The following is a 20,983-nucleotide window of genomic DNA, read 5'->3' as shown; positions in this document are numbered from 1 at the left end:
AAGCGGCGCCAGCCCCGATCCGCCCATTCCGGCCCGCAGCATGATGTCGCGGGCTCCCTGACGGCCGAACGGGCAACGGCCCATGCCCCTGCCCGTCTCTCAAGCTCATCCCCCGGCCTGCACCGAAGGCAAGCGGACATTACGCCCGCTCGAAGCCGCGCGCCACCTCCCAGTCGGTAATGCGGCGGTCATATTCTTCCTGCTCCCATTCGGCGGCGCGGACATAGTGGTCGATCACCTCGTCGCCGAAAGCCGCGCGCAGCATGGCCGAGCCCTTCAGCTCTTCCGTGGCGTGGCGCAGCGTGCGCGGGATTTCGCGGATACCCTTGCCGCCATAGGCGTCGCCCTCGAACTGCGGCTCGAGCTCCATCTTCTTCTCGATGCCGTCAATGCCGGCTGCCAGCAGTGCCGCCATGGCGAGATAGGGGTTGAGATCCGAACCGCCGACGCGGCACTCGATGCGGATGCCCTTCGTGCCCTCGCCGCACAGGCGGTAGCCGGCCGTGCGGTTGTCCTTGGACCAGACCGCCTTGGTCGGCGCGAAGGTGCCGGCCATGAAACGCTTGTAGGAATTGATGTAGGGCGCGAGGAAATAGGTGATCTCGCTCGCATGGGTCAGCAGCCCGGCCACGTAGTTCTTCATCAGCTCCGACATGCCGTACTTGGCATTCTTGTCGAAGAACAGCGGGGTACCGTCGAGGCTCCACAGCGACTGATGGATATGGGAGGAGGAACCGGCTGCATTGTAGTTCCACTTGGCAAGGAAGGTGATGGCCTTGCCGCGCGACCAGGCGATTTCCTTGCAGCCGTTCTTGATGATCGAATGGCGGTCGGCCATGTCGAGCGCCTCGGCGTAGCGGACGTTGATTTCCTCCTGGCCGGCGGATGCCTCGCCCTTGGAGTTTTCCACCGGAATGCCGGCGCCCTGCAGACCCTTGCGGATCGCCCGCATCACATCCTCTTCCTTGGTGGTCTGGAAGATGTGGTAGTCCTCGTTGTAACCGGAGGCGAGATGCAGGTCCCGGTATCCGGACAGACGCGCATCCTCGTAGGTCTGGTCGAAGAGGAAGAATTCGAGTTCGGAGGCCATGAAGGCCTTCATGCCCATGGCTTCGAGGCGCTTGACCTGCTTCTTCAGGATGGCGCGCGGCGAATGCGGCACTTCCTGGTGGGTGTGGTGATCGAGGACGTCGCAGAGAACCAGCGCCGTGCCTTCGAGCCACGGAATGCGGCGAAGGGTGGAGAGATCGGGCTTCATCGTATAGTCGCCGTAGCCCTTCTCCCAGCTCGTCGACTTGTAGCCCGAAACCGTTTCCATCTCCATGTCGGTTGCCAGCAGGTAGTTGCAGCTGTGGGTCTCTTCCCAGGCGCTCTCGACGAAATATTCCGCCTGGAAACGCTTGCCCATGAGGCGGCCCTGCATGTCCACCAGGCAGGCGAGAACCGTATCGATGCGGCCTTCGGCGACATCCTTCTTCAGATTGTCAAACGTGTAAGTGCTCATGGTGTGTTTTCGCCCTCTTCATGGGTCCCTGCCCCAAAGCCGGGCATATGGAGGACCATGCCGGCGGTCTTTTCTCCCGCCTGCTCCCAGTTGTTCAAGTCTGGAAGCCGCGCCGCAGCGCGACTTCCGGTTTCATGCGTGGCGTTGCTCAGGCTTCGCCGACGGCGCGCTCGGCGGCGGCAATCTCTGCCTGGCGACGAGCCACTTCCTCGCCGATCGGCGGACCCTTGAAGCGCTTGTTCTCGAAGCCCAGCCAGACGATGGCCGTGAGGACGAGGAAGCCGACGGTGATCCACAGTGCCCAGTCGTTCGGCGGCTGCACGCCGATGAAGAAGATCACGATCATCGAGATGATCGACAGCACGGCAACCAGCTTGAAGAGGCCGGGGCCGAGGTCCCAGGGACCCATCGTGTTCCACTTCGGCGTGCCATGGGCGAAGAGGCCCAGTGCGATCGGCAGCGCGAAGGAGAGGAACAGGAAGATGACCGTGCACGAGACGACGATCGTGTAGACCGGCGTTTCGCCGATGGAGATCACGTTGGAACCCCAGACGAAGAGGACGGCGAGGATCGAGCAGGTCCAGATCGCGGCAACCGGCGTGCGGTATTTCGGGCTGACCTTGGCAAGTGCCTTGGAGAAGGGCAGACCGCCGTCACGCGAGAAGGCGAAGATCATGCGCGATGCCGACGTCACCGTGGCAAGACCGCAGAGGAACTGCGACACGGCGATCAGGATGTAGAGGATGACCTTGAGCGTCGGGTTGACCTGCGTGTCCATGGCCCAGAAGAACACGTTCCAGCCCTGTGCGGCAGCCTGGTTCATGTCCGGGATCATCAGAACGAAGGCGCAGAGCATCACGTAGCCGAACACGGCCGACCAGATCACGGCGGTAACCATGCCGCGCGGCACGGAATACTGCGCACGAACGGTTTCTTCCGACGTATGGGCCGAGGCGTCATAGCCCGTGATGGTATAGATCGGCAGCAGCAGACCAAGCGCGAAGACCCAGCTGTCGGAAACCTGCGGCCAGACATTGCCGCCGGCCTCGCCCGAGTAGTTGGTGAGGGTGAACAGCCGTGCCAGATCGTAGGACGGAGCCGATACCAGGCAGGTCACTGTCAGCAGCACGGCGGTTGCGAGGATCAGGTAGCCCGACATGTCGGTAAGCTTGGCGGTGAGGCCGATGCCGAAATGGTTGATCAGCGCCATGACCGCGGTGATGACCGCCAGGAAGCCGATGCGCATGGTGAGCGTGTCTTCCATGCCCAGCGTCGGACCGAAGGCGCCGAACACGAAGTAGTAGGTGCCGATGTTGATCGCACCGAGAACGGTGATCAGACCGAGCAGGTTGAGCCATGCGGCCAGCCAGCCGGTGAAGCGGTTGCCGAGGATCGAGCCCCAGTGATAGAGGCCGCCGGCCGTCGGATAGGCCGAGGCGATCTGTGCGAGCGCCAGGGCGAAAAGCCCGGACATCACGCAGCCCAGCGGCCAGCCGATGCCGATGGCGATGCCGCCCGCGCCGGACGTGGCCTGCGCCAGCGAATTGATCCCGCCCGACATGATGCAGATGATCGAGAAGGAAATGGCAAAGTTCGAGAACGAGCTCATGCGCCGTTCGAGTTCCTGCGCATAGCCCATGGAATGCAGGATATGGGTATCCTGCTTCTTATCTATATCGGAATAGTCTGACATGAATGCCCCTGTATTCCCTCAGGTTTCCGCCCTATTGCGAAAACTTCCTCTTCCAAGTGCGGCGAGGTTCATCCCCGCCGTCCGCATTACTGCTCCCCGGGTCTTTATGTGTTCGGTCGGTCCTTCAGGGCACTGCCCAGAAGCTCCGCCAGAAGTCCGGCCATGACCCGTTGGCCGTCCTCATCTCGTATAAGGTCGTTCCGCACCTCGATCATCACGTTCTTCAACCCGCGGGCAAGACCGTGTTTTATGAGGGTGTGGGTAACGCCGTCCGCCGGCCCGTAGGGCTCGTTGCGGCGAATGTCGTAATCCGTGTTGCCTTCCGCGGCGATGAGCATCGCATCGGCGACGCGGCTGTCCTCGTCGTGCAGGATGCCGATCTCGACCGCGCGTTCCCGGCCCATGTAGACGGGAGTGAAGGAATGCATGGTGACGATGATGCTTTCCAGCCCGGCCTTCCCGCGCTCGTCGAGAAGATCGGAAACCGCCGCGTGGAAAGGCAGGTAGAGACCGCGCGTGCGACGGTCCTTCTCGTGCTGCGAAAGGGCGCGATTGCCGGGAATGTCGTAGATCTCGCTCGTCTCGGGCATGGCGCCAGGCGCTTCCGGCGGGCGGTTGCAGTCATAGACCAGGCGGGAAAAGCGCTGGTAGACGAGCGGCGCATCGAGCAGGGACGACAGGTGCTCCGCAACCGCCAGTGCACCGGGATCCCAGGCAATGTGGCTGACCAGCGCCTCCTCGGACAGACCGAGCGTGCCCACCGTTTCCGGCAGGCGGCGGGAGGCATGCTCGCAGACAAGCACCACCGGGCCCTTGCCACCGGCATTGACGACTGCAGCCGGCGAACCCTCGGCCTTCGTCAGAAGCTCCGCACTCTCATGCATGCCGCAACGCCCTACCCAAACGTTAAGAGTTCATGAATGGAGAAAAGAATTCTTCAGGTTCGGCCCGCTGTCAACGGGGGTACTGAAAGATTCTTTTCAAAACCGGAATTGACTCCTGTCACAATCCGGTTTTTTAATTTGCGACAGAGGCCGACGTCAGATCGGTCCGGGGGAGCAAAATTGCCTTGTCCAGCGCGGCAAAAACAGTTTCAGACGTCATTCACGGTCACTTCGACACGCTGACGCGCGCCGAGCGCCAGCTGGCGGAAAGCCTGCTCGACAACTATCCCGTTTCGGGATTGGGCAGCATCACGACGGTGGCGGAAAACGCCGGCGTCTCGACTCCCACGGTTGCGCGCATGGTGCAGAAGCTGGGGTACAAGGGCTATGCCGAATTCCAGGCCCATCTCCATCAGGAGCTGGAGGCAACCCTTTCCAATCCCATCGCCAAGCATGACCGATGGGCGGCAAACGCACCGGGCACCCATGTGCTCAACCGGTTTGCCGATGCGATCATGAGCAACCTGCGCGAAGCGCTGGGCGACATCGATCCGCAATCCTTCGACCAGGCGGCAGCGCTTCTCGCAGACCGCAAGCGCGCCATCTATTTCGCCGGCGGCCGCATCACCCGCGTGATCGCGGAATACTTCTTCAATCACATGCAGGTCATCCGCCAGAACGCGGTGATGATCTCGGCCAATTCCAGCTCATGGCCGCAATATGTGCTGAACATGAATCCGGGCGACGTGCTCGTCGTCTTCGACATTCGCCGCTACGAGGTGGAGATGGCGACCCTGGCGGAGATCGCCAGGGCGCGCGGGGTGGAGATCGTGCTCTTTACCGATCAGTGGGTATCGCCGATCGCCAAGCACGCCCGTCATACCTTCCGCAGCCGGATCGAGGCGCCTTCCGCATGGGACAGTTCCGTGGTGACGCTGTTCGTCGTCGAGGCGCTCATCGAGGCGGTTCAGAACGCCACCTGGGACGAGACCCGGGAAAGGATCAAGACACTGGAAGGGCTCTTCGAACAGACGCGCCTTTTCCGCAAGCCAGGCTAGAAAAGACCCCCGGCCTGTCATACGCGCACCGGGTCCTCGCCTTAGGGCGAGGCCCAACCGGCCCCCGAAAACCAGTAAAGCCAAGGCTTTATGAAGCGCAGGGGACCGTCACATGACTTTCATGCAAGGGAAGTAACAGCGGGTCGCTGTCAATCAAGAGGAGAACAAAATGCTTTCCAACGCTCGCAAGATCCTGTCGCTTTCGACGGCGGTGCTCATTGCATCGACCTCGATCGCCGCTGCGGATTCGATGGAGGACCTCGTGAAGGCCGCACAGGCCGAAGGTACGCTGACCACCATCGCCCTCCCCCACGACTGGTGCGGCTACGGTGCCCTGATCGAGGGCTTCAAGGCCAAGTACGGCATCAAGGTCAACGAACTGAACCCCGATGCGGGCTCCGGCGACGAAATCGAAGCCATCAAGGCCAACAAGGACAACAAGGGTGACCAGGCTCCCGACGTGATCGACGTCGGCCTCTCCTTCGGCCCCTCGGCCAAGGCCGAAGGCCTGATCCAGCCCTACAAGGTCGCCACCTGGGATACGATCCCGGATACCGCCAAGGACGCCGAAGGCTACTGGTATGGCGACTATTACGGCGTGATGGCCTTCGAAGTGAACAAGGACATCGTCAAGGAAAGCCCGAAGGACTGGGCCGACCTGCAGAAGCCGGAATATGCCAACATGGTGGCGCTTGCCGGTGACCCGCGCACCGCAAACCAGGCGATCTCCGGCGTGTTCGCTGCCGGTCTCTCCGCCTCGGGCGGCGATGTCGCCAAGGCAGGCGAAGCCGGCCTGAACTTCTTCAAGGAGCTGAACGAGAAGGGCAATTTCGTGCCCGTCATCGGCAAGTCCGCCCCGCTCGCCCAGGGCACCACGCCGATCATCATCCGCTGGGACTACAACGCGCTCGCCGACCGCGACACGCTGAAGGGCAACCCGGATGTGGACGTCGTCATTCCGGCAACCGGCGTCGTTGCCGGCGTCTACGTGCAGGCGATCTCCGCCTATGCTCCGCATCCGAATGCTGCGAAGCTGTGGATGGAATACCTGTATTCCGACGAAGGTCAGCTCGGCTGGCTGAAGGGCTACTGCACCCGATCCGCTTCAACGACCTCGTGAAGAACGGCAAGGTTCCGCAGGATCTGCTCGACAAGCTGCCGCCGGCAGAAGCCTATGAAAAGGCTGTCTTCCCGACGCTCGACCAGCAGGCCGCCTACAAGGAAACCATCACCAAGGGTTGGGATTCCGTCGTCGGCGCCAACGTGCAGTAAGCATGCCCATCAACCTGGCCTTCCCGCCTTCGTGCGGGAGGGCCGTTTTTCATGCAGGGAATTGTCGGGACCATGACGGCATCCTCTTCGACTACACTTCTGAACCGCAAACGGCTGACCGATTGGGTGGGCGTCGCGCCCTTCACCCTGTTTGCCGTGATGTTCCTGATCGCGCCGACGCTCTATCTCGTCACGGGCGCCTTCATGAATGCGGAGGGACAGCCGACGCTCGAGAACATCGCGGGCCTGTTCACCCCGAAGATCCTCGCCTCCTACTCCATCTCGCTGAAGATCAGCCTGGCCTCTGCCTTCGGCGGCGCGCTGGTGGGCTTCTTTCTGGCCTGGGCGGTGGTGCTGGGCGGCGTGCCCTCCTGGATCCGCTCGGCCATCATGACCTTTTCCGGCGTGGCCTCCAACTTTGCCGGCGTCCCCCTCGCCTTCGCCTTCCTGGCAACGCTCGGCCGCACCGGCCTGGTGACGATCATCCTGCGTGACTGGTTCGGCTTCAACCTTTATGCCACCGGCTTCAACCTGCTGAGCTTCTTCGGTCTGACGCTCACCTACATGTATTTCCAGATTCCGCTGATGGTGCTGATCATCACGCCGGCACTGGACGGGCTGAAGAAGGAATGGCGCGAGGCGGCGGAAATGCTCGGCGCCAGCACCTTCCAGTACTGGACGCGCGTCGCCCTGCCGATCCTCTTCCCGTCGATCCTCGGCACGTTCCTGCTGCTTTTCGCCAACGCCTTCGGCGCGATCGCGACCGCCTATTCGCTGACCGGCAGCACCTTCAACATCGTGCCCATCCAGCTTTACGCGCAGATCCGCGGTGACGTGCTGCACAATCCGAACCTCGGCTATGCGCTGGCGCTCGGCATGATCGTCATCACCGGACTTTCCAACCTGATCTATATCTGGATGCGCATCCGCGCCGAACGGTGGCAGAAATGAAGACACAGAAAATCGGCGCCTGGATCGCCATCCTCTTCGGTGCGACCTATTTCATCCTGCCGCTCATCGCGACCTTCGAGTTCTCGCTGCGCATGCGCCGCGGCGAGTATTCCTTCGATGCCTATCGCTCGGTGTTCACCGACAGCCAGTTCCAGGAATCCTTCACCTATTCGATCATCATGGCGGTGCTGACCATCGTCTTCGGCGTCCTGCTGATCGTGCCCACCGCCTATTGGGTCCGCCTGCGGCTGCCCCAGTTCCGGCCGGTGATGGAGTTCGTCACCCTCCTGCCGCTGGTCATCCCCGCCATCGTCATCGTCTTCGGCTATCTCCGGCTTTACAATTCGTCTTCCTGGATACCCTTCACCGGGTCGACCCGGGGCACGGACCTGCTGCTGATGTTCTCCTTCATGACGCTGTCGCTGCCCTACATGTACCGCTCGGTGGATACCGCCATGCGGACGATCGACGTGAACACGCTGACTGAAGCGGCGCAAAGCCTTGGCGCGCCCTGGCGCACCATCCTCTTCCGCTGCATTTTCCCGAACGTGATGAGCGGGGTGCTTTCCGGCGCCTTCATCACCTTCGCCATCGTGATCGGCGAGTTCACCATGCCGTCGCTGCTGAACCGCCCGGCCTTCGGCCCGTATCTGCAGCTCATTGGCGCCAATCGCGCCTACGAGCCGCCGGCGCTGGCCATCATCGCCTTTGCGATCACATGGTTCAGCATCGGGATCCTGCAGTTCCTGTCCCGCTTCAACAAGGCGCGTCCCGCCAAGCCCTGACCGAACAAGAGTAAACCCATGTCCTTTCTCGCGCTTTCTGAGATCAAAAAGAGCTTCGGCCCGGTGCAGGTCGTCCATAACTTCAACATGGCGATCGAAAAGGGGGAATTCGTTTCCTTTCTCGGCCCGTCCGGCTGCGGCAAGACGACGATCCTGCGCATGATCGCCGGCTTCGAAACGCCCTCGGGCGGCACGATCCGCATCAATGGCGTCGACCAGACCACGCTGAAGCCCAACCAGCGCAACATCGGCATGGTGTTCCAGGCCTATGCGCTGTTCCCCAACATGACGGTGTACGAGAACGTCGCCTTCGGCCTCAAGGTCGCCGGCATGGCGCGCGCCGACATCGACAGGCGGGTCAAGGAGATGCTGGCGCTGATCCATCTGGAGCATCTCGCCGAGCGTTATCCCTACCAGATGTCCGGCGGCCAGCAGCAGCGCGTGGCGCTGGCACGCGCGCTTGCGGTCAAGCCGCAGGTTCTGCTGCTCGACGAACCGCTTTCGGCGCTCGATGCCAAGATCCGCGTATCGCTGCGAGAGGAAATCCGCCTCATCCAGCAGCAGCTCGGCATCACCACCGTCTTCGTGACCCACGATCAGGAGGAGGCGCTGTCGATCTCCGACCGCATCGTGGTGATGAACGCGGGCCGCGCCGACCAGATCGGGACGCCCTCCGACATCTACAACCGCCCGGCCACACGCTTCGTCGCGTCCTTCGTCGGAACCCTGAACCTGATCGAGGCAACGGTCGAGGATCCGCAGGCAAACCGCATTCGCATCGGCGAACATGCCATCCAGATCCGCGATTCGCTGGCCCAGTCGCGGGGTGGCGACAAGGTGGCCGTCGCGCTTCGCCCGGAAGCCGCGTCACTCCAGGCAACGGCCCGCACCGATACCGCCTTGCCCGGCGAGGTGGTCGCCTCGAGCTTCCTCGGCTCGGTGGTCCGCACGCGGCTCAATGTCGGTGGCAACACCATTTCCTTCGACATGTTCAACGATCCGGGCCTGACGCCGCTTGCCGCCGGCGAAAAGGTGACCCTGCATTTCGCCGCGCGCGATCTGCTGGTCATTCGGGATTGAAGCGCTGACGGGGTGGCGGGCAGGCCCGCCGCCTCTCCTACCCCGTTCCTTCGCCTCACTTGCCGTCCGCAGCCTGTCCCTGCCGTTGCAATCGCTTCCGGGTTTCGCTGGCGCTTTCGCGGAAATGGGCCTTGTAGGCCCTTGAGAAAGCGGACGCGGAATTGAAGCCGGTGGCGAGTGCGATGTCGGCGAAGGGCGTGCGCGTCTCGATCACCTTGCGCCGCGCCGCATTCAGCCGGACGGCGAGATAATGCACATGCGGCCCAACGCCGATCATCGCGTGGAACAGCGATTGCAGGTGGCGGGCGCTGAGGCCCACCCGCCTCGCCAGCCGTGACAGCAGAAGCGGCTGCTCGATGTTTTCCTCCATCAGGCGGATGGCCTGGCTCACCCTTTCGTCCACCATGCGCAGGCTGCCCGTCGAGGGCATCGCCGTCGTTTCCGGGCGGAAGCCCGATTGTTCGTAGGTGAAGATGCGGGAAACCTCCAGCGCCAGCGAATAGCCCTGCCGCCGGCGGATGATCTCCAGCATCAGATCGAGCGTCGGCAGGGATCCGCCTGTCGTAATGCGTTTCCGGTCGATGACGAAGCGCTCCCGGGTGACTGCGATTGCCGGGTAGGCGGCGGCGAAATCGTCAAAATCCTCCCAGTGAACCGTCGCCTGGAACCCGTCGAGCAGGCTCGTCTCCGCCAGCAGCCACGTGCCCGACTCGATGCCCGCCATCATCGAGCGGTAACGCGCCGTTCGGGAAAGCAGGCGTTTCAGCGAAGAGGTCGCCGCATCCTTCCAGCTGTAGGAGGAGATGACGAAAAGCGGCTCCGTTTCCCGTTCCGGCCGGAAGGCGCCGTCGACCGGGATCGGAATGCGCGAGCGCGTCTCGATGGGCTGGCCGTCAGGGGAAAAGATGCGCCAGCGATAGAGGTCCATGCCGGCAATGCGGTTGGCCGCGCGCATGGGTTCGATCACCGAGGCAACCAGGAGCAGGTTGGTGTCGGGCACGACCAGAAGGTCGACATCGAGGCGTTCGTCAGCGGGCGACAGCATCCGGGCACTCTGGGGCACTGTTCCGATAATGTCAAATCTGTCTCCGATAACGGAAAGCATGGACGGCCGCTTTCCGACGAAATGACCGCATCGAACATTGGGAGAAGAACACCGTGCCCCTTTCCATGAACCGCGAAGTCTTCATCACCGCCGCGATCACCGGCGCCGGCGACACCACCTCCAAGTCGCCGCATGTGCCGATCACGCCGAAGCAGATCGCCGAAAGCGCCATCGATGCCGCCAAGGCCGGTGCAGCCGTCGTGCACTGCCATGTGCGCGATCCGGAAACCGGTGCTGCCGCCCGCGGCCTCGAGCTTTACAAGGAAGTCACCGACCGCATCCGTTCCGCCGAGATCGACGTGGTGCTGAACCTCACCGCCGGCATGGGCGGCGACCTGGTATTCGGCAATGTGGAAGCCCCCTTCCCGGTCAACCCGAAGGGCACGGACATGGCCGGCGCCACCGAGCGCGTCGCCCATGTGGCCCAGTGCCTGCCGGAAATCTGCACGCTCGACTGCGGCACGATGAACTTCTCGCTCGGCGACTACGTGATGACCAACACGCCGTCCATGCTGCGCGCCATGGCCAAGATGATGACGGATCTCGGCGTGCGTCCGGAGATCGAGGCCTTCGATACCGGTCATCTCTGGTTCGCCAAGCAGCTGGTCGAGGAAGGCCTGATCGAGGATCCGGTGCTGATCCAGCTCTGCATGGGCATTCCGTGGGGCGCACCCGATGACCTGAACACCTTCATGGCCATGGTCAACAACGTGCCCGCCAGCTGGACCTTCTCCGCCTTCTCCATCGGCCGCAACGCGCTTGCCTATCCGGCGGCCGCCGTGCTTGCCGGCGGCAATGTCCGCGTCGGCCTCGAAGACAATCTCTATGTCGGCAAGGGCCAGCTCGCCACCAATGCCCAGCTCGTGGAAAAGGCCGTCACGGTCATCGAAGGCATGGGCGCCCGCGTCATCGGACCGGATGAAGTGCGTAAGAAGCTGAAGCTGACGAAGCGGTAAGGAAAGCATCCCAAGCTTTTTGGGACCCCCACCCCGGCCCTCCCCACGAGGGGGAGGGAGCAGGTTGAGCCCGTCGCCCATATCCCCCTCCCCCTTGTGGGGAGGGGCCAGGGGTGGGGGTAGCACCTTCAAGGGAGGGAGCATGAGGCAGCCGCCCCAGGTCTCTTCTCCCCGGCGGGGAGAAGGTGCCGGCAGGCGGATGAGGTGGCCACGCCCGAACCGCCCGATTGTTTAAACGCATTGAGAACACAGGACATAAACCCATGACCACTCAGATCCAGAAAGCGGCCTGCATCGGCGGCGGCGTCATCGGCGGGGGCTGGATTGCCCGCTTCCTGCTCGCCGGCATCGACGTCAAGGTCTTCGATCCGCATCCGGAAGCACAGCGCATTGTCGGCGAAGTCATCGCCAATGCCGAGCGCGCCTACAGGCTGCTCACCATGGCCCCGCTGCCGCCGAAGGGGAAGCTCACCTTCTGCCAGAGCCTTGAAGAAGCAGTGGAAGGCGCTGACTGGATTCAGGAATCCGTGCCCGAGCGGCTCGACCTGAAGCGCGGCGTGCTGACCAAGATCGACGCAGCGGCCAAGCCCGATGCGCTGATCGGCTCCTCCACCTCGGGCCTGAAGCCGACCGACCTGCAGCGGGACATGAAGCATCCCGAGCGGCTCTTCGTCGCCCATCCCTACAACCCCGTCTACCTGCTGCCGCTCGCCGAGCTGGTCGGCGGCGAGAAGACCTCGCGCGCAACGCTCGAAACCGCCCGCGACCGCCTGAAGCCCATCGGCATGAAGGGCGTCATCATCAACAAGGAAATCGAGGCCTTCGTCGGCGACCGCCTGCTGGAAGCCGTCTGGCGCGAGGGCCTGTGGCTGATCAAGGACGACATCTGCGACACCGAGACGCTCGATGACGTGATCCGCTACTCCTTCGGCATGCGCTGGGCGCAGATGGGCATGTTCGAGACCTATCGCATCGCCGGCGGCGAGGCGGGCATGCGCCACTTCATCGCCCAGTTCGGCCCCTGCCTTTCCTGGCCCTGGACCAAGCTGACGGACGTGGTCGATCTCACCGACGAGCTCATCGACAAGATCGCCAACCAGTCCGACGCCCAGTCCGGCGCACGCGGGATCCGCGAGCTGGAGCGCATCCGCGACCAGAACCTCTGCGGCATCATGCAGGCGCTGAAGGCCGGCGACGAAGGCCGCGGCTGGGGTGCCGGCAAGCTGCTCGCCGAATTCGAGGAGCATCTCTGGAAGAACGCACCGAAGGCGAAGGTCGAGGTGAAGGTCGAGCCGCTCCGCCTGCTCGACATCAAGGTCTCGCCCGCCTGGGTGGACTATAACGGCCACATGACCGAATTCCGCTACCTGCAGGTTTTCGGCGACACCTCGGACGCGCTGCTGCGGCTGATCGGCGTCGACATGGAGTATGTGGAAGCCGGCCACTCCTACTACACGGTCGAGACCCATATCCGCCATCTCGGGGAATCCAAGCTCGGCCAGGAGATCTATTCCACGCTCCAGCTCGTCTCCCACGACGAGAAGCGCCTGCATTACTTCAGCCGCATTCACGACGCGAAGACCGGCGACATCCTCGCCACGGCCGAGCAGATGATGGTGCACGTGGACAGCAAGGCCGCCAAGGCCTGCCCTGCCCCCGCCCATGTTCTCGCCAAGGTCAAGGAAATCGCCGACGCCCATGCGAGCCTGCCGGTGCCGGAAGGCTTTGGCAGGCACGTGGGGCAGAAGAAGGGGTAACCGCGAGGCGTTGAGGTTGCTTGCTGGGCGGGGAGTTTGGCGATGTGCCCCCCTCTGCCCTGCACGGCGTCGAGTTTGCCGTGCGGCACCCCCTCTGCCCTGCGCGGCGTCGAGTTTGCAGTGCGGCACCCCCCTCTGCCCTGCCGGGCATCTCCCCCTCGAGGGGGGAGATCGGGATGGGGTTTTTGTGGGTAGTCCCCAGCCAACGTATCGGCAGGTGAGACGCTAGTTGTTTGAGGAAACCAAGAACCCACGGTCGATCTCCCCCCTTGAGGGGGAGATGTCCCGGCAGGGACAGAGGGGGGTAGGTTTCGGCATACGCGACTCTCGAATTCCCCTGGCCGCTCCTGCAGGGCGTCCCTACCGCCCGTGCTGTCCCAGAGCACGCAGGAGCGACCAGAGGAATTGAACAGGCCGCGACAGGCGGCAGAAAGCATGTTGGAGGAACAGACGGATGCATTTCGGCCTTACCGAAGAACAGGAGATGATCGTCTCCACCGTGCGCAATTTCGTGGAAACGGAAATCTACCCGCATGAAAACGAGGTGGAGCGCACCGGCATCGTGCCGAAGGAAATCGGCCAGGAGATCAAGCGCAAGAGCCAGGAACTCGGTTTCTTTGCCTGCAACTTCCCGCAGGAAGTCGGCGGCGCTGGCCTCGACAATCTGACCTTCACGCTGGTGGAGCGGGAGCTCGGCCGTGCCTCCATGGGTCTCGCCGCCTATTTCGGCCGCCCCTCGGGCATCCTGATGGGCTGCAATGACGAGCAGCGCGAACGTTACCTCATCCCCGCCGTCAAGGGCGACAGGTTCGATGCGCTCGCCATGACCGAACCGGATGCCGGTTCCGATGTGCGCGGCATGAAATGCTTCGCGAAAAAGGACGGCGACGACTGGATCGTCAACGGCACCAAGCACTTCATCTCCCATGCCGACATCGCCGATTTCGTCATCGTTTTCATCGCGACCGGCGAGGAGCAGACGCCGAAGGGTCCGAAGAAGCTGATCACCTGCTTCCTGGTGGATCGCGGCACGCCCGGCTTCGAGATCCGCGAGGGCTATTCCTCGGTCTCGCATCGCGGCTACCACAACTGCATCCTGAACTTCACCGATTGCCGCCTGCCCTCCGCCCAGATCCTCGGCGAGCTGCACAAGGGCTTCGATCTTGCCAACGAATGGCTCTACGGCACGCGCCTGACGGTGGCCGCCTCCTGCGTCGGCCGTGCGCGCCGCGTCTTCGATTATGCGGTTTCCTATGCGGCGGAGCGCAAGCAGTTCGGCAAGCCGATCGGCGCGAACCAGGGTGTCTCCTTCAAGCTCGCCGACATGATCACCGAAATCGACGCCGCCGATTTCCTGACGCTACATGGCGCATGGCGGCTCGACCAGAAGCTGCCGGCCAACCGCGAGATCGCCTCGGCGAAGCTCTACGCGTCCGAAATGCTCGCCCGCGTCACCGACGAGGCGATCCAGATCTATGGCGGCATGGGCCTGATGGACGATTTGCCGCTTGCCCGCTTCTGGCGCGATGCGCGCGTGGAGCGCATCTGGGACGGCACCTCGGAAATCCAGCGGCACATCATCAGCCGCGACCTGCTGCGTCCCTTCGGAGCGTGACCCGATGACCGAGCTGAACAGCCTCGACCGCCTGCTGCGTCCGAAGACCATTGCGGTCTTCGGCGGCAAGGAGGCGCGCCGCGTGATCTACCAGTGCGACAAGATGGGCTTTGCCGGCGAGATCTGGCCGGTCCATCCGAAGGAAGACGAAATCTACGGCCGCAAGTGCTACCGCTCGGTGGCCGACCTGCCGGCCGCGCCCGATGCCGCCTTCGTCGGCGTCAACCGCAACCTTTCGGTCGAGATCGTCCGCCAGCTCTCCGAACGGGGTGCGGGCGGGGCGATCTGCTATGCGTCGGGCTTTCTCGAAGCCCAGTCGGAGCTGGCAGACGGTGCCGATCTTCAGGCTGAACTGGTGAAGGCGGCGGGCTCGATGCGCATCATCGGCCCCAACTGCTACGGGCTCGTGAACGCGCTCGACGGCGCGCTCCTCTGGCCGGACCAGCACGGGCTCATCAAGGTGGAGAAGGGTGTGGCGATCCTCACCCAGTCCTCCAACATCGTGCTGAACCTCACCATGCAGACCCGCGGCCTGCCGATTGCCTATATCATGACCGCAGGCAACCAGGCGCAGACCGGCCTGTCGGAAATGGCGATTGCCGCGCTCGAAGACCCCCGTGTCACCGCCCTGGGACTCCATATCGAGGGCATCGACAGCATCGAGGCGCTGGAGCGGCTGGCGCAGCGTTCGCGCGCGCTGAAGAAGCCCGTCGTGGCGCTGAAGGTCGGCAAGTCGGAAGCCGCGCAGAAGGCGACCGTCTCCCACACAGCATCGCTTGCGGGCAACCACGCCGTCTCCTCCGCCGTGCTGAAGCGGCTCGGCATCGGCCAGGTCTCAAGCCTCCCCGTCATGCTGGAAGCGCTGAAGCTGCTGCATGTCTACGGGCCGCTTGCCTCCTACGAGGTCTCCTCCATGAGCTGTTCGGGCGGCGAGGCCTCGCTGGTGTCGGATACGGCCGTCGGGCGCAAGGTGCACTTCCGGGCGCTGAAGGACTTCCAGCTGAAGCCGCTCCGCGAAAGCCTGGGCGAGATGGTGACGCTCGCCAACCCGCTCGATTACCACACCTTCGTCTGGGGCAATCTGGAGCGCCAGACCGCCGCCTTCACCGCCATGATGGCCGGTGGTTACGCGCTGAACATGATCATCCTCGATTTCCCGCGGGCCGACCGCTGCACCTATGAGGACTGGTGGATCACCGTCCAGGCCATGCAGAATGCAAGCCGCGCCAATGCGGGCGTGCCGGCCGCTTTCGTCGCCTCGATCAGCGAGAACATGCACGAGGACGTGGCCTTCAAGATCATGGAAATGGGCATGGTGCCGCTCTGCGGCATCGACGAAGCGCTTTCCGCCGCCGAGATTGCCGCCGACATCGGCGCTGCCTGGGCCGCACCCGCGCCAGCGCCGCTGATCAAGGTGACGGACGCGGAGGGGGAAAGCGAAACCCTGACCGAGGCGGATGCCAAGGCTGCCCTGAAGGCCTTCGGCGTGCCCGTGCCGGAAGGCGTCGTGGCCCCGACGCCGACAGCCATTGCCGATGCCGCAACCCGCATGGGGCTGCCGGTGGCGCTGAAGGGCCTCGGCGTCGCCCACAAGACGGAAGCCGGTGCCGTCAAGCTCAACCTGAAGACCCGTGAGGAGGTGCTGGAGGCAGCCGAAGGCATGGCCCATGTGGCCAAGGGCTATCTTGCGGAAAAGATGGTCGCAAAGCCGGTCGCTGAAATCATCATCGGCGCGATGCGCGATCCGGTAGCCGGACCGGTGCTGACCGTCGGTGCCGGCGGCATTCTCGTCGAGCTGATCGAGGATGCGGCGATCCTGACGCTGCCCACCACCGAGGAGGAAATCCGCTCGGCTATAGCAGGGCTGAAGGTGAACAAGCTGCTGTCCGGCTATCGCGGCCAGGCAAAGGGCGACGTGGAAGCCTTGGTGAAGACGGTCGCCGGCGCCGCGGCCTATGTGACGGCCCATGCCGAGACGTTCGAGGAACTGGACATCAACCCCGTGATGGTGCTGCCGGAAGGCCAGGGCGCCGTGGCGGCAGACGCATTGATCAGGAGGAGAAAAGCATGACCGAGGGACCGATCCGCACCCGCCGCGAAGGCGGCATTCTGGAAGTGACCATCGACCGGCCGAAGGCGAATGCCATCGACCTCGTCACCTCCCGCATCATGGGCAAAATCTTCCAGGATTTCCGCGACGACGACACCCTGCGGGTCGCCATCATCACCGGTGCTGGCGAAAAGTTCTTCTGCCCCGGCTGGGACCTGAAGGCCGCCGCGGCCGGCGATGCCGTCGACGGGGACTATGGCGTCGGCGGTTTCGGCGGCATGCAGGAACTGCGCGACCTCAACAAGCCGATCATCGCGGCGATCAACGGCATCTGCTGCGGCGGCGGCTTCGAGATCGCGCTTTCGACGGACATGATCCTTGCTGCCGAACACGCGACCTTTGCGCTGCCGGAAATCCGCTCCGGCACGGTGGCGGATGCGGCTTCGATCAAGCTGCCGAAGCGCATTCCCTATCACATTGCCATGGACATGCTGTTCACCGGCCGCTGGCTGGACGCGGAGGAAGGCCACCGCTGGGGCTTCGTCAACGAGATCCTGCCTGCCGACAAGCTGCTGGATCGCGCCTGGGAGCTCGCCCGCCTGCTCGAAAGCGGCCCGCCGCTCGTCTATGCCGCCATCAAGGAAGTGGTGCGCGAGGCGGAAGGCGCGAAATTCCAGGACACGATGAACCGCATCACCAAGCGCCAGCTGCGCACGGTGGACATTCTCTACGGTTCGGAAGACCAGCTGGAAGGCGCCCGCGCCTTTGCCGAGAAGCGCGATCCCGTCTGGAAGGGCAAGTGAGGGATTTCCGGTCCCGCTTATAGCTTGACCGCTAGCCGGAGGCCGCCCCAGTGGCGGCCTTCGACAAAGATGGGGGCCGAGATGTCCCGCATCATGGCAAAGACGCCGCCGCCCATGTCACGACGGTAGGTCTGGACGAGGAAGGGCTCCGTGCTCCGCCCGGCGGCAAGTCCGACGCGGTCGTTGAAGATCCTGCGGTTGCGGCAGTTTGCATTGTTCCAGACAGGGTCGCCCGGCCGCTGTGGCTGGGAGAACTTCCGGTTATGGGTCGGCAGGTACCCGTTCACGTCCACGGGCGCGCAGAACACGATCCGCCCATCAGACGCCACAACGGGCTCCGTGATTTCGGGGACGACCATATCCGTGAAGCGGGTAAAGCCCGTCAGGAACTGCTGCGGGTCCGTACCCGGTATCGGCTGATAGCGGTGGTCGAAGAGTTCGCTCGGATGGAGCTTTCCGGTGTGCAGTCCCTCGGCGAAGCGTTCCGACAGCTGCTGCGCGGTGGAACGGACCATATCCACCCACGGGCTGATTTCGGTGCGCGCACCGGTGCTGCCCGTCAGCTGGATCATTCGCTCCGAAAGCCCGACCACGCGGTCGGCGCCCTTCGCCGCATTCTGCAGCGCCTCGTTCGACATGGCCACATCGGCGGAAATCCGCTCGATCGCGCTGACGAAGCCCTGGGCCTGCTGATTGATGAGGCTCGTGGTGCCGGCCATCGTGCTGGTGCCGTCGAGAATGCTGAGAATGCCCTGCTCCATTTCCTGGAACGATGCGCTCATGCTGATCGACTGCTGCTTGACCGTTGTGGCGCAGCCCGTCACGTCCTTGCCGGCCTTTCCGAGCTGGGAAATGCCTGATCGCAATACCTTCAGCGTTTCCAGAATGGCGGCCGTAGCCTGCGAGGTCTGAAGCGAGAGAGCCCGGATCTCCTGAGCCACCACCGCAAAGCCCTTGCCGGCCTCGCCGGCACGGGCAGCCTCGATGGCAGCGTTGAGCGCGAGAAGATTGGTCTGCCGCGCAATGGAGCTGATTTCCGTGGCCACCTTGTCGACATCGGCAATCGAGGAGGCAAAGGAGGCAATCTCCGAGCCGATCCCGGCTGTTGTCCCGAGCATCTGGTCGATTTCGGCAATGGAGGCGGAAAGATTGCCGGAGGACTGGGCAAGCAACTGGCGGGCCCGCACGGCAGACGCATCCGCCTCTGACATTCCCGAAGCCAGAGACTGGTTGGAAAGCGCAATCTCTTCCGCATCCCGCGTCAGTTGCTGCAGACTGTCCGCCTGCTGCTTGGTCTGGGTGGCCGTCTGCTGGATATTGCCCGCAATGTCGACGATGTCGATGCCGAGCTCGGAAGCGCCCTGGAAGAGCTTCTGGATTGTCTCCTGGAGAAAGGCGGACGAATGAGCCGGCAGGGCCAGACTGTCCTCCACGGCGGAGGCAACCTCGTCATCCGTATCCACGTCCAGATTCCAAGCGCGCTCGCCCATCTGCATCCTCCCGGGATTGCTGGTCACCGCATCCGGTGAATCTTGGGGCAAAGGGTTAAAGATCCGTGAAGAGGAATCTATCAATTGTTACCAAGCAGTAGAAAAGAAATAATACTAAGGTAGAAAAGGTATCTAAATTATATAAACATGTGTTTATATCAAGAAATGCAACCCCGAAGACGCCTCACCGGGCTGACAGTTCATGAGCGAAACTGCGAAAATGGCTTTTCTTGACCCGCCTCTGTCTGCAGGTCTCAGTTCCCGGTTCCGGTGAGCGCCCGCACTGCATCGTCCACGCTATAGTGGCATCGCATCAGAAGCCCGTCCTCCCCCGCCCGCTGCATCAGATCGCGAACGTGATCATGAACGCGGGCATAGGCAACCACCCGCCCGCTGCCGGAAAGCCGGCGATCGAAATCGACCAGCTGGTCCAGCGCGGTGGTATCGAGATCGAAGCTCTCCTCCAGGCTCAGCACCACATTGCGGGCGAGCGGCTCTTCGAGTGCCATGCGGGCAACGGCGCTGAGAACCGTATCGGCATTGGCGTAGAAAAGGGGGGCTGCCGGCCGCAGGATCACCAGACCCACCGGCAGCTGGGCGTCCGGATGGCGGGCAGCATCCACATAATCGCGGCTTTCCGGAAGACGCGCCAGCCGCGCGACATGCGGATGCGAGAGCCGGCGCAACATGGCGACGAGCGACAGCACGACGGCCAGCAACATGCCGTTCAGCACACCGAAGACGAGAATGCCGGCAGCCGTGCCCATTGCGAGGTAGTTGTCGCGGCCAATCTTCCAGAGGCGCAGGAAGGGCTTGGGATCAAGCGCATGCACGAGAGCCGCGATGACGACGGCGGCGGGAATGGCACGGGGCATGGTCTCGATGGCGTGCCCGGCGAAAAGCACCATCAGCCCGACGGAAAGAGCCGCGAATGCGCCGGCCAGGCGGTTGCTCGCCCCCGCGGCCTGCGCCGCACTGCCTGCCGAGAAACCGGCCCCGACGGGCATGCCGCGAAGGAGACCGCTTGCAAGATTGGCGAGGCCGAAGGCCAGAAGCTCGCGGTCGGCCCTGAGATCGCCGCCGTCACGAAGCCCGAGGGAGCGGACGGTTCCCCAGGATTCGGCAAACAGGATGAGCACCAGCGGAAGGCTGTAGCGGCCGAGTTCCGCATAGATCGCCGGCGGCAGCAGGTCGAGGCCCGGAAGGGCCGGCGCGAAGTCGATCCGCCCCACCGTGAGGATGTCGAGTTTTTCCAGCTCCATAAAGTGGCCGAGCAGAAGGCCGGCCAGCATCACCAGAAGCGGTCCCGGAAACCAGGTCCACCGCCGGAGGAACAGCAGGAGAGCAAGTGCCAGGCATCCGAGTGCCACCACGCTTGGGCGCCCCTGCGGCAGCTGGCGGAAGAGGTCCGCAAGAAAGGAAGCGAGATTGGTGCCGGATGCATGGATTCCGAGGAGATCCGGCAACTGATGCAGGATGATCGTGACCGCAAGGCCGAAGGAGAATCCGCGCAGAACCGGACGGGAGATGAAACCGGTCAGGCCGCCGAGCCGAAACAGCGATGCAAGGACGAAAAGCCCGCCGGTCATCAGCACCACCGATGTGGCAAAGGCGTCGCGCGCTGCTGCATCTCCCGGGATGGCCGCAAGCGTGGCGGCCAGCATGGCTGCCGAGGACGAAGTCGGCGCGACGATTGCAGAGCGGCTCTGGCCGGCGAGCGCATAGGCGAGACAGCCGACGATGGCCGCAATGATGGCGCGATCGGGCGGCAGACCGGCAATGGCCGCGTAAGCCACGGCCTCCGGCAGCAGAAGCCCGGCAATCGACAAGCCGGCCAGCCCGTTGCGCCACGGTTCCACGGTCACCCCCTTGATTCCCTGCCGTGTCCGTAGCATCCGCAAAGGGGCCGCTCAATCACCGGGCCGGTGGATACGATGGCTGTCTGCGCATTTCGAGCAACCTTCCATTGGAAAAGTCCGG

The 20,983-nt window shown here is 63.5% G+C and carries 15 protein-coding genes and 1 pseudogene; 10 read left to right on the top strand and 6 right to left on the bottom strand.

Going from position 1 to position 20,983, the window contains the following annotated elements:
* Positions 1-139: 139 nt before the first annotated feature.
* From GGR23_RS03190 to GGR23_RS03180, 3 genes are all read right to left on the bottom strand, one after another.
* Positions 140-1,504, bottom strand: a complete 1,365-nt coding sequence (locus tag GGR23_RS03190; protein WP_183364670.1) for a glutamine synthetase family protein — start codon at positions 1,502-1,504, stop codon at positions 140-142.
* Between the two features lie 148 nt (positions 1,505-1,652).
* The gene (locus GGR23_RS03185) at positions 1,653-3,197 is read right to left on the bottom strand and encodes an amino acid permease (protein WP_183364669.1); all 1,545 of its coding nucleotides are present in this window, start codon (positions 3,195-3,197) and stop codon (positions 1,653-1,655) included.
* 104 nt (positions 3,198-3,301) lie between these two features.
* Complete coding sequence (locus GGR23_RS03180) at positions 3,302-4,081, bottom strand: N-formylglutamate amidohydrolase (RefSeq protein ID WP_183364668.1); 780 nt, start codon at positions 4,079-4,081, stop codon at positions 3,302-3,304.
* A 185-nt stretch (positions 4,082-4,266) separates the two neighbouring features.
* Between GGR23_RS03180 and GGR23_RS03175 the strand changes: the two genes are divergently transcribed.
* From GGR23_RS03175 to GGR23_RS03155, 5 genes and pseudogenes are all read left to right on the top strand, one after another.
* The gene (locus tag GGR23_RS03175) at positions 4,267-5,139 is read left to right on the top strand and encodes a MurR/RpiR family transcriptional regulator (protein WP_183364667.1); all 873 of its coding nucleotides are present in this window, start codon (positions 4,267-4,269) and stop codon (positions 5,137-5,139) included.
* Positions 5,140-5,308: 169 nt separating this feature from the next.
* Positions 5,309-6,411: pseudogene (locus GGR23_RS03170) on the top strand (ABC transporter substrate-binding protein).
* A 72-nt stretch (positions 6,412-6,483) separates the two neighbouring features.
* Positions 6,484-7,362 (top strand): ABC transporter permease, encoded by an 879-nt coding sequence (locus GGR23_RS03165; RefSeq protein WP_183364666.1) that lies wholly within the window; start codon positions 6,484-6,486, stop codon positions 7,360-7,362.
* The gene (locus GGR23_RS03160; protein WP_183364665.1) at positions 7,359-8,147 is read left to right on the top strand and encodes an ABC transporter permease; all 789 of its coding nucleotides are present in this window, start codon (positions 7,359-7,361) and stop codon (positions 8,145-8,147) included. Before GGR23_RS03165 ends, GGR23_RS03160 begins: the two co-directional genes overlap by 4 nt.
* A gap of 18 nt (positions 8,148-8,165) precedes the next feature.
* The gene (locus GGR23_RS03155) at positions 8,166-9,227 is read left to right on the top strand and encodes an ABC transporter ATP-binding protein (protein ID WP_183364664.1); all 1,062 of its coding nucleotides are present in this window, start codon (positions 8,166-8,168) and stop codon (positions 9,225-9,227) included.
* Positions 9,228-9,282: 55 nt separating this feature from the next.
* Here GGR23_RS03155 and GGR23_RS03150 read toward each other — a convergent pair whose 3' ends face one another.
* A complete protein-coding gene (locus GGR23_RS03150) occupies positions 9,283-10,272 on the bottom strand; it encodes a GlxA family transcriptional regulator (protein WP_183364663.1) in 990 nt (329 codons plus the stop codon).
* A 113-nt stretch (positions 10,273-10,385) separates the two neighbouring features.
* Here GGR23_RS03150 and bcoG point away from each other — a divergent pair, with 113 nt between their 5' ends.
* From bcoG to GGR23_RS03125, 5 genes are all read left to right on the top strand, one after another.
* Positions 10,386-11,288: a 3-dehydrocarnitine:acetyl-CoA trimethylamine transferase BcoG gene (bcoG, locus tag GGR23_RS03145; protein ID WP_183364662.1), complete on the top strand. Its 903-nt coding sequence runs from the start codon at positions 10,386-10,388 to the stop codon at positions 11,286-11,288.
* Between the two features lie 263 nt (positions 11,289-11,551).
* A complete protein-coding gene (locus GGR23_RS03140) occupies positions 11,552-13,045 on the top strand; it encodes a carnitine 3-dehydrogenase (protein ID WP_183364661.1) in 1,494 nt (497 codons plus the stop codon).
* Positions 13,046-13,499: 454 nt separating this feature from the next.
* The gene (locus GGR23_RS03135; protein ID WP_183364660.1) at positions 13,500-14,660 is read left to right on the top strand and encodes an acyl-CoA dehydrogenase family protein; all 1,161 of its coding nucleotides are present in this window, start codon (positions 13,500-13,502) and stop codon (positions 14,658-14,660) included.
* Between the two features lie 4 nt (positions 14,661-14,664).
* On the top strand, positions 14,665-16,731 hold the full coding sequence (locus GGR23_RS03130) for an acetate--CoA ligase family protein (protein ID WP_183364659.1): 2,067 nt from the start codon (positions 14,665-14,667) through the stop codon (positions 16,729-16,731).
* On the top strand, positions 16,728-17,513 hold the full coding sequence (locus tag GGR23_RS03125; RefSeq protein ID WP_183364658.1) for a carnitinyl-CoA dehydratase: 786 nt from the start codon (positions 16,728-16,730) through the stop codon (positions 17,511-17,513). The genes GGR23_RS03130 and GGR23_RS03125 overlap by 4 nt, the downstream gene beginning before the upstream one ends.
* A 17-nt stretch (positions 17,514-17,530) precedes the next feature.
* Here GGR23_RS03125 and GGR23_RS03120 read toward each other — a convergent pair whose 3' ends face one another.
* Positions 17,531-19,003: a methyl-accepting chemotaxis protein gene (locus GGR23_RS03120; protein ID WP_183364657.1), complete on the bottom strand. Its 1,473-nt coding sequence runs from the start codon at positions 19,001-19,003 to the stop codon at positions 17,531-17,533.
* Positions 19,004-19,257: 254 nt separating this feature from the next.
* Positions 19,258-20,868, bottom strand: coding sequence for a SulP family inorganic anion transporter (locus GGR23_RS03115; protein ID WP_343066594.1), 1,611 nt, complete (start codon positions 20,866-20,868; stop codon positions 19,258-19,260).
* Positions 20,869-20,983: the final 115 nt, after the last annotated feature.

The organism is Gellertiella hungarica, assembly GCF_014197145.1.
GTDB classification, from domain to species: domain Bacteria; phylum Pseudomonadota; class Alphaproteobacteria; order Rhizobiales; family Rhizobiaceae; genus Gellertiella; species Gellertiella hungarica.
Note: the sequence above shows the minus strand (reverse complement) of the source record. Positions and strands in the feature narration are given on the sequence as shown.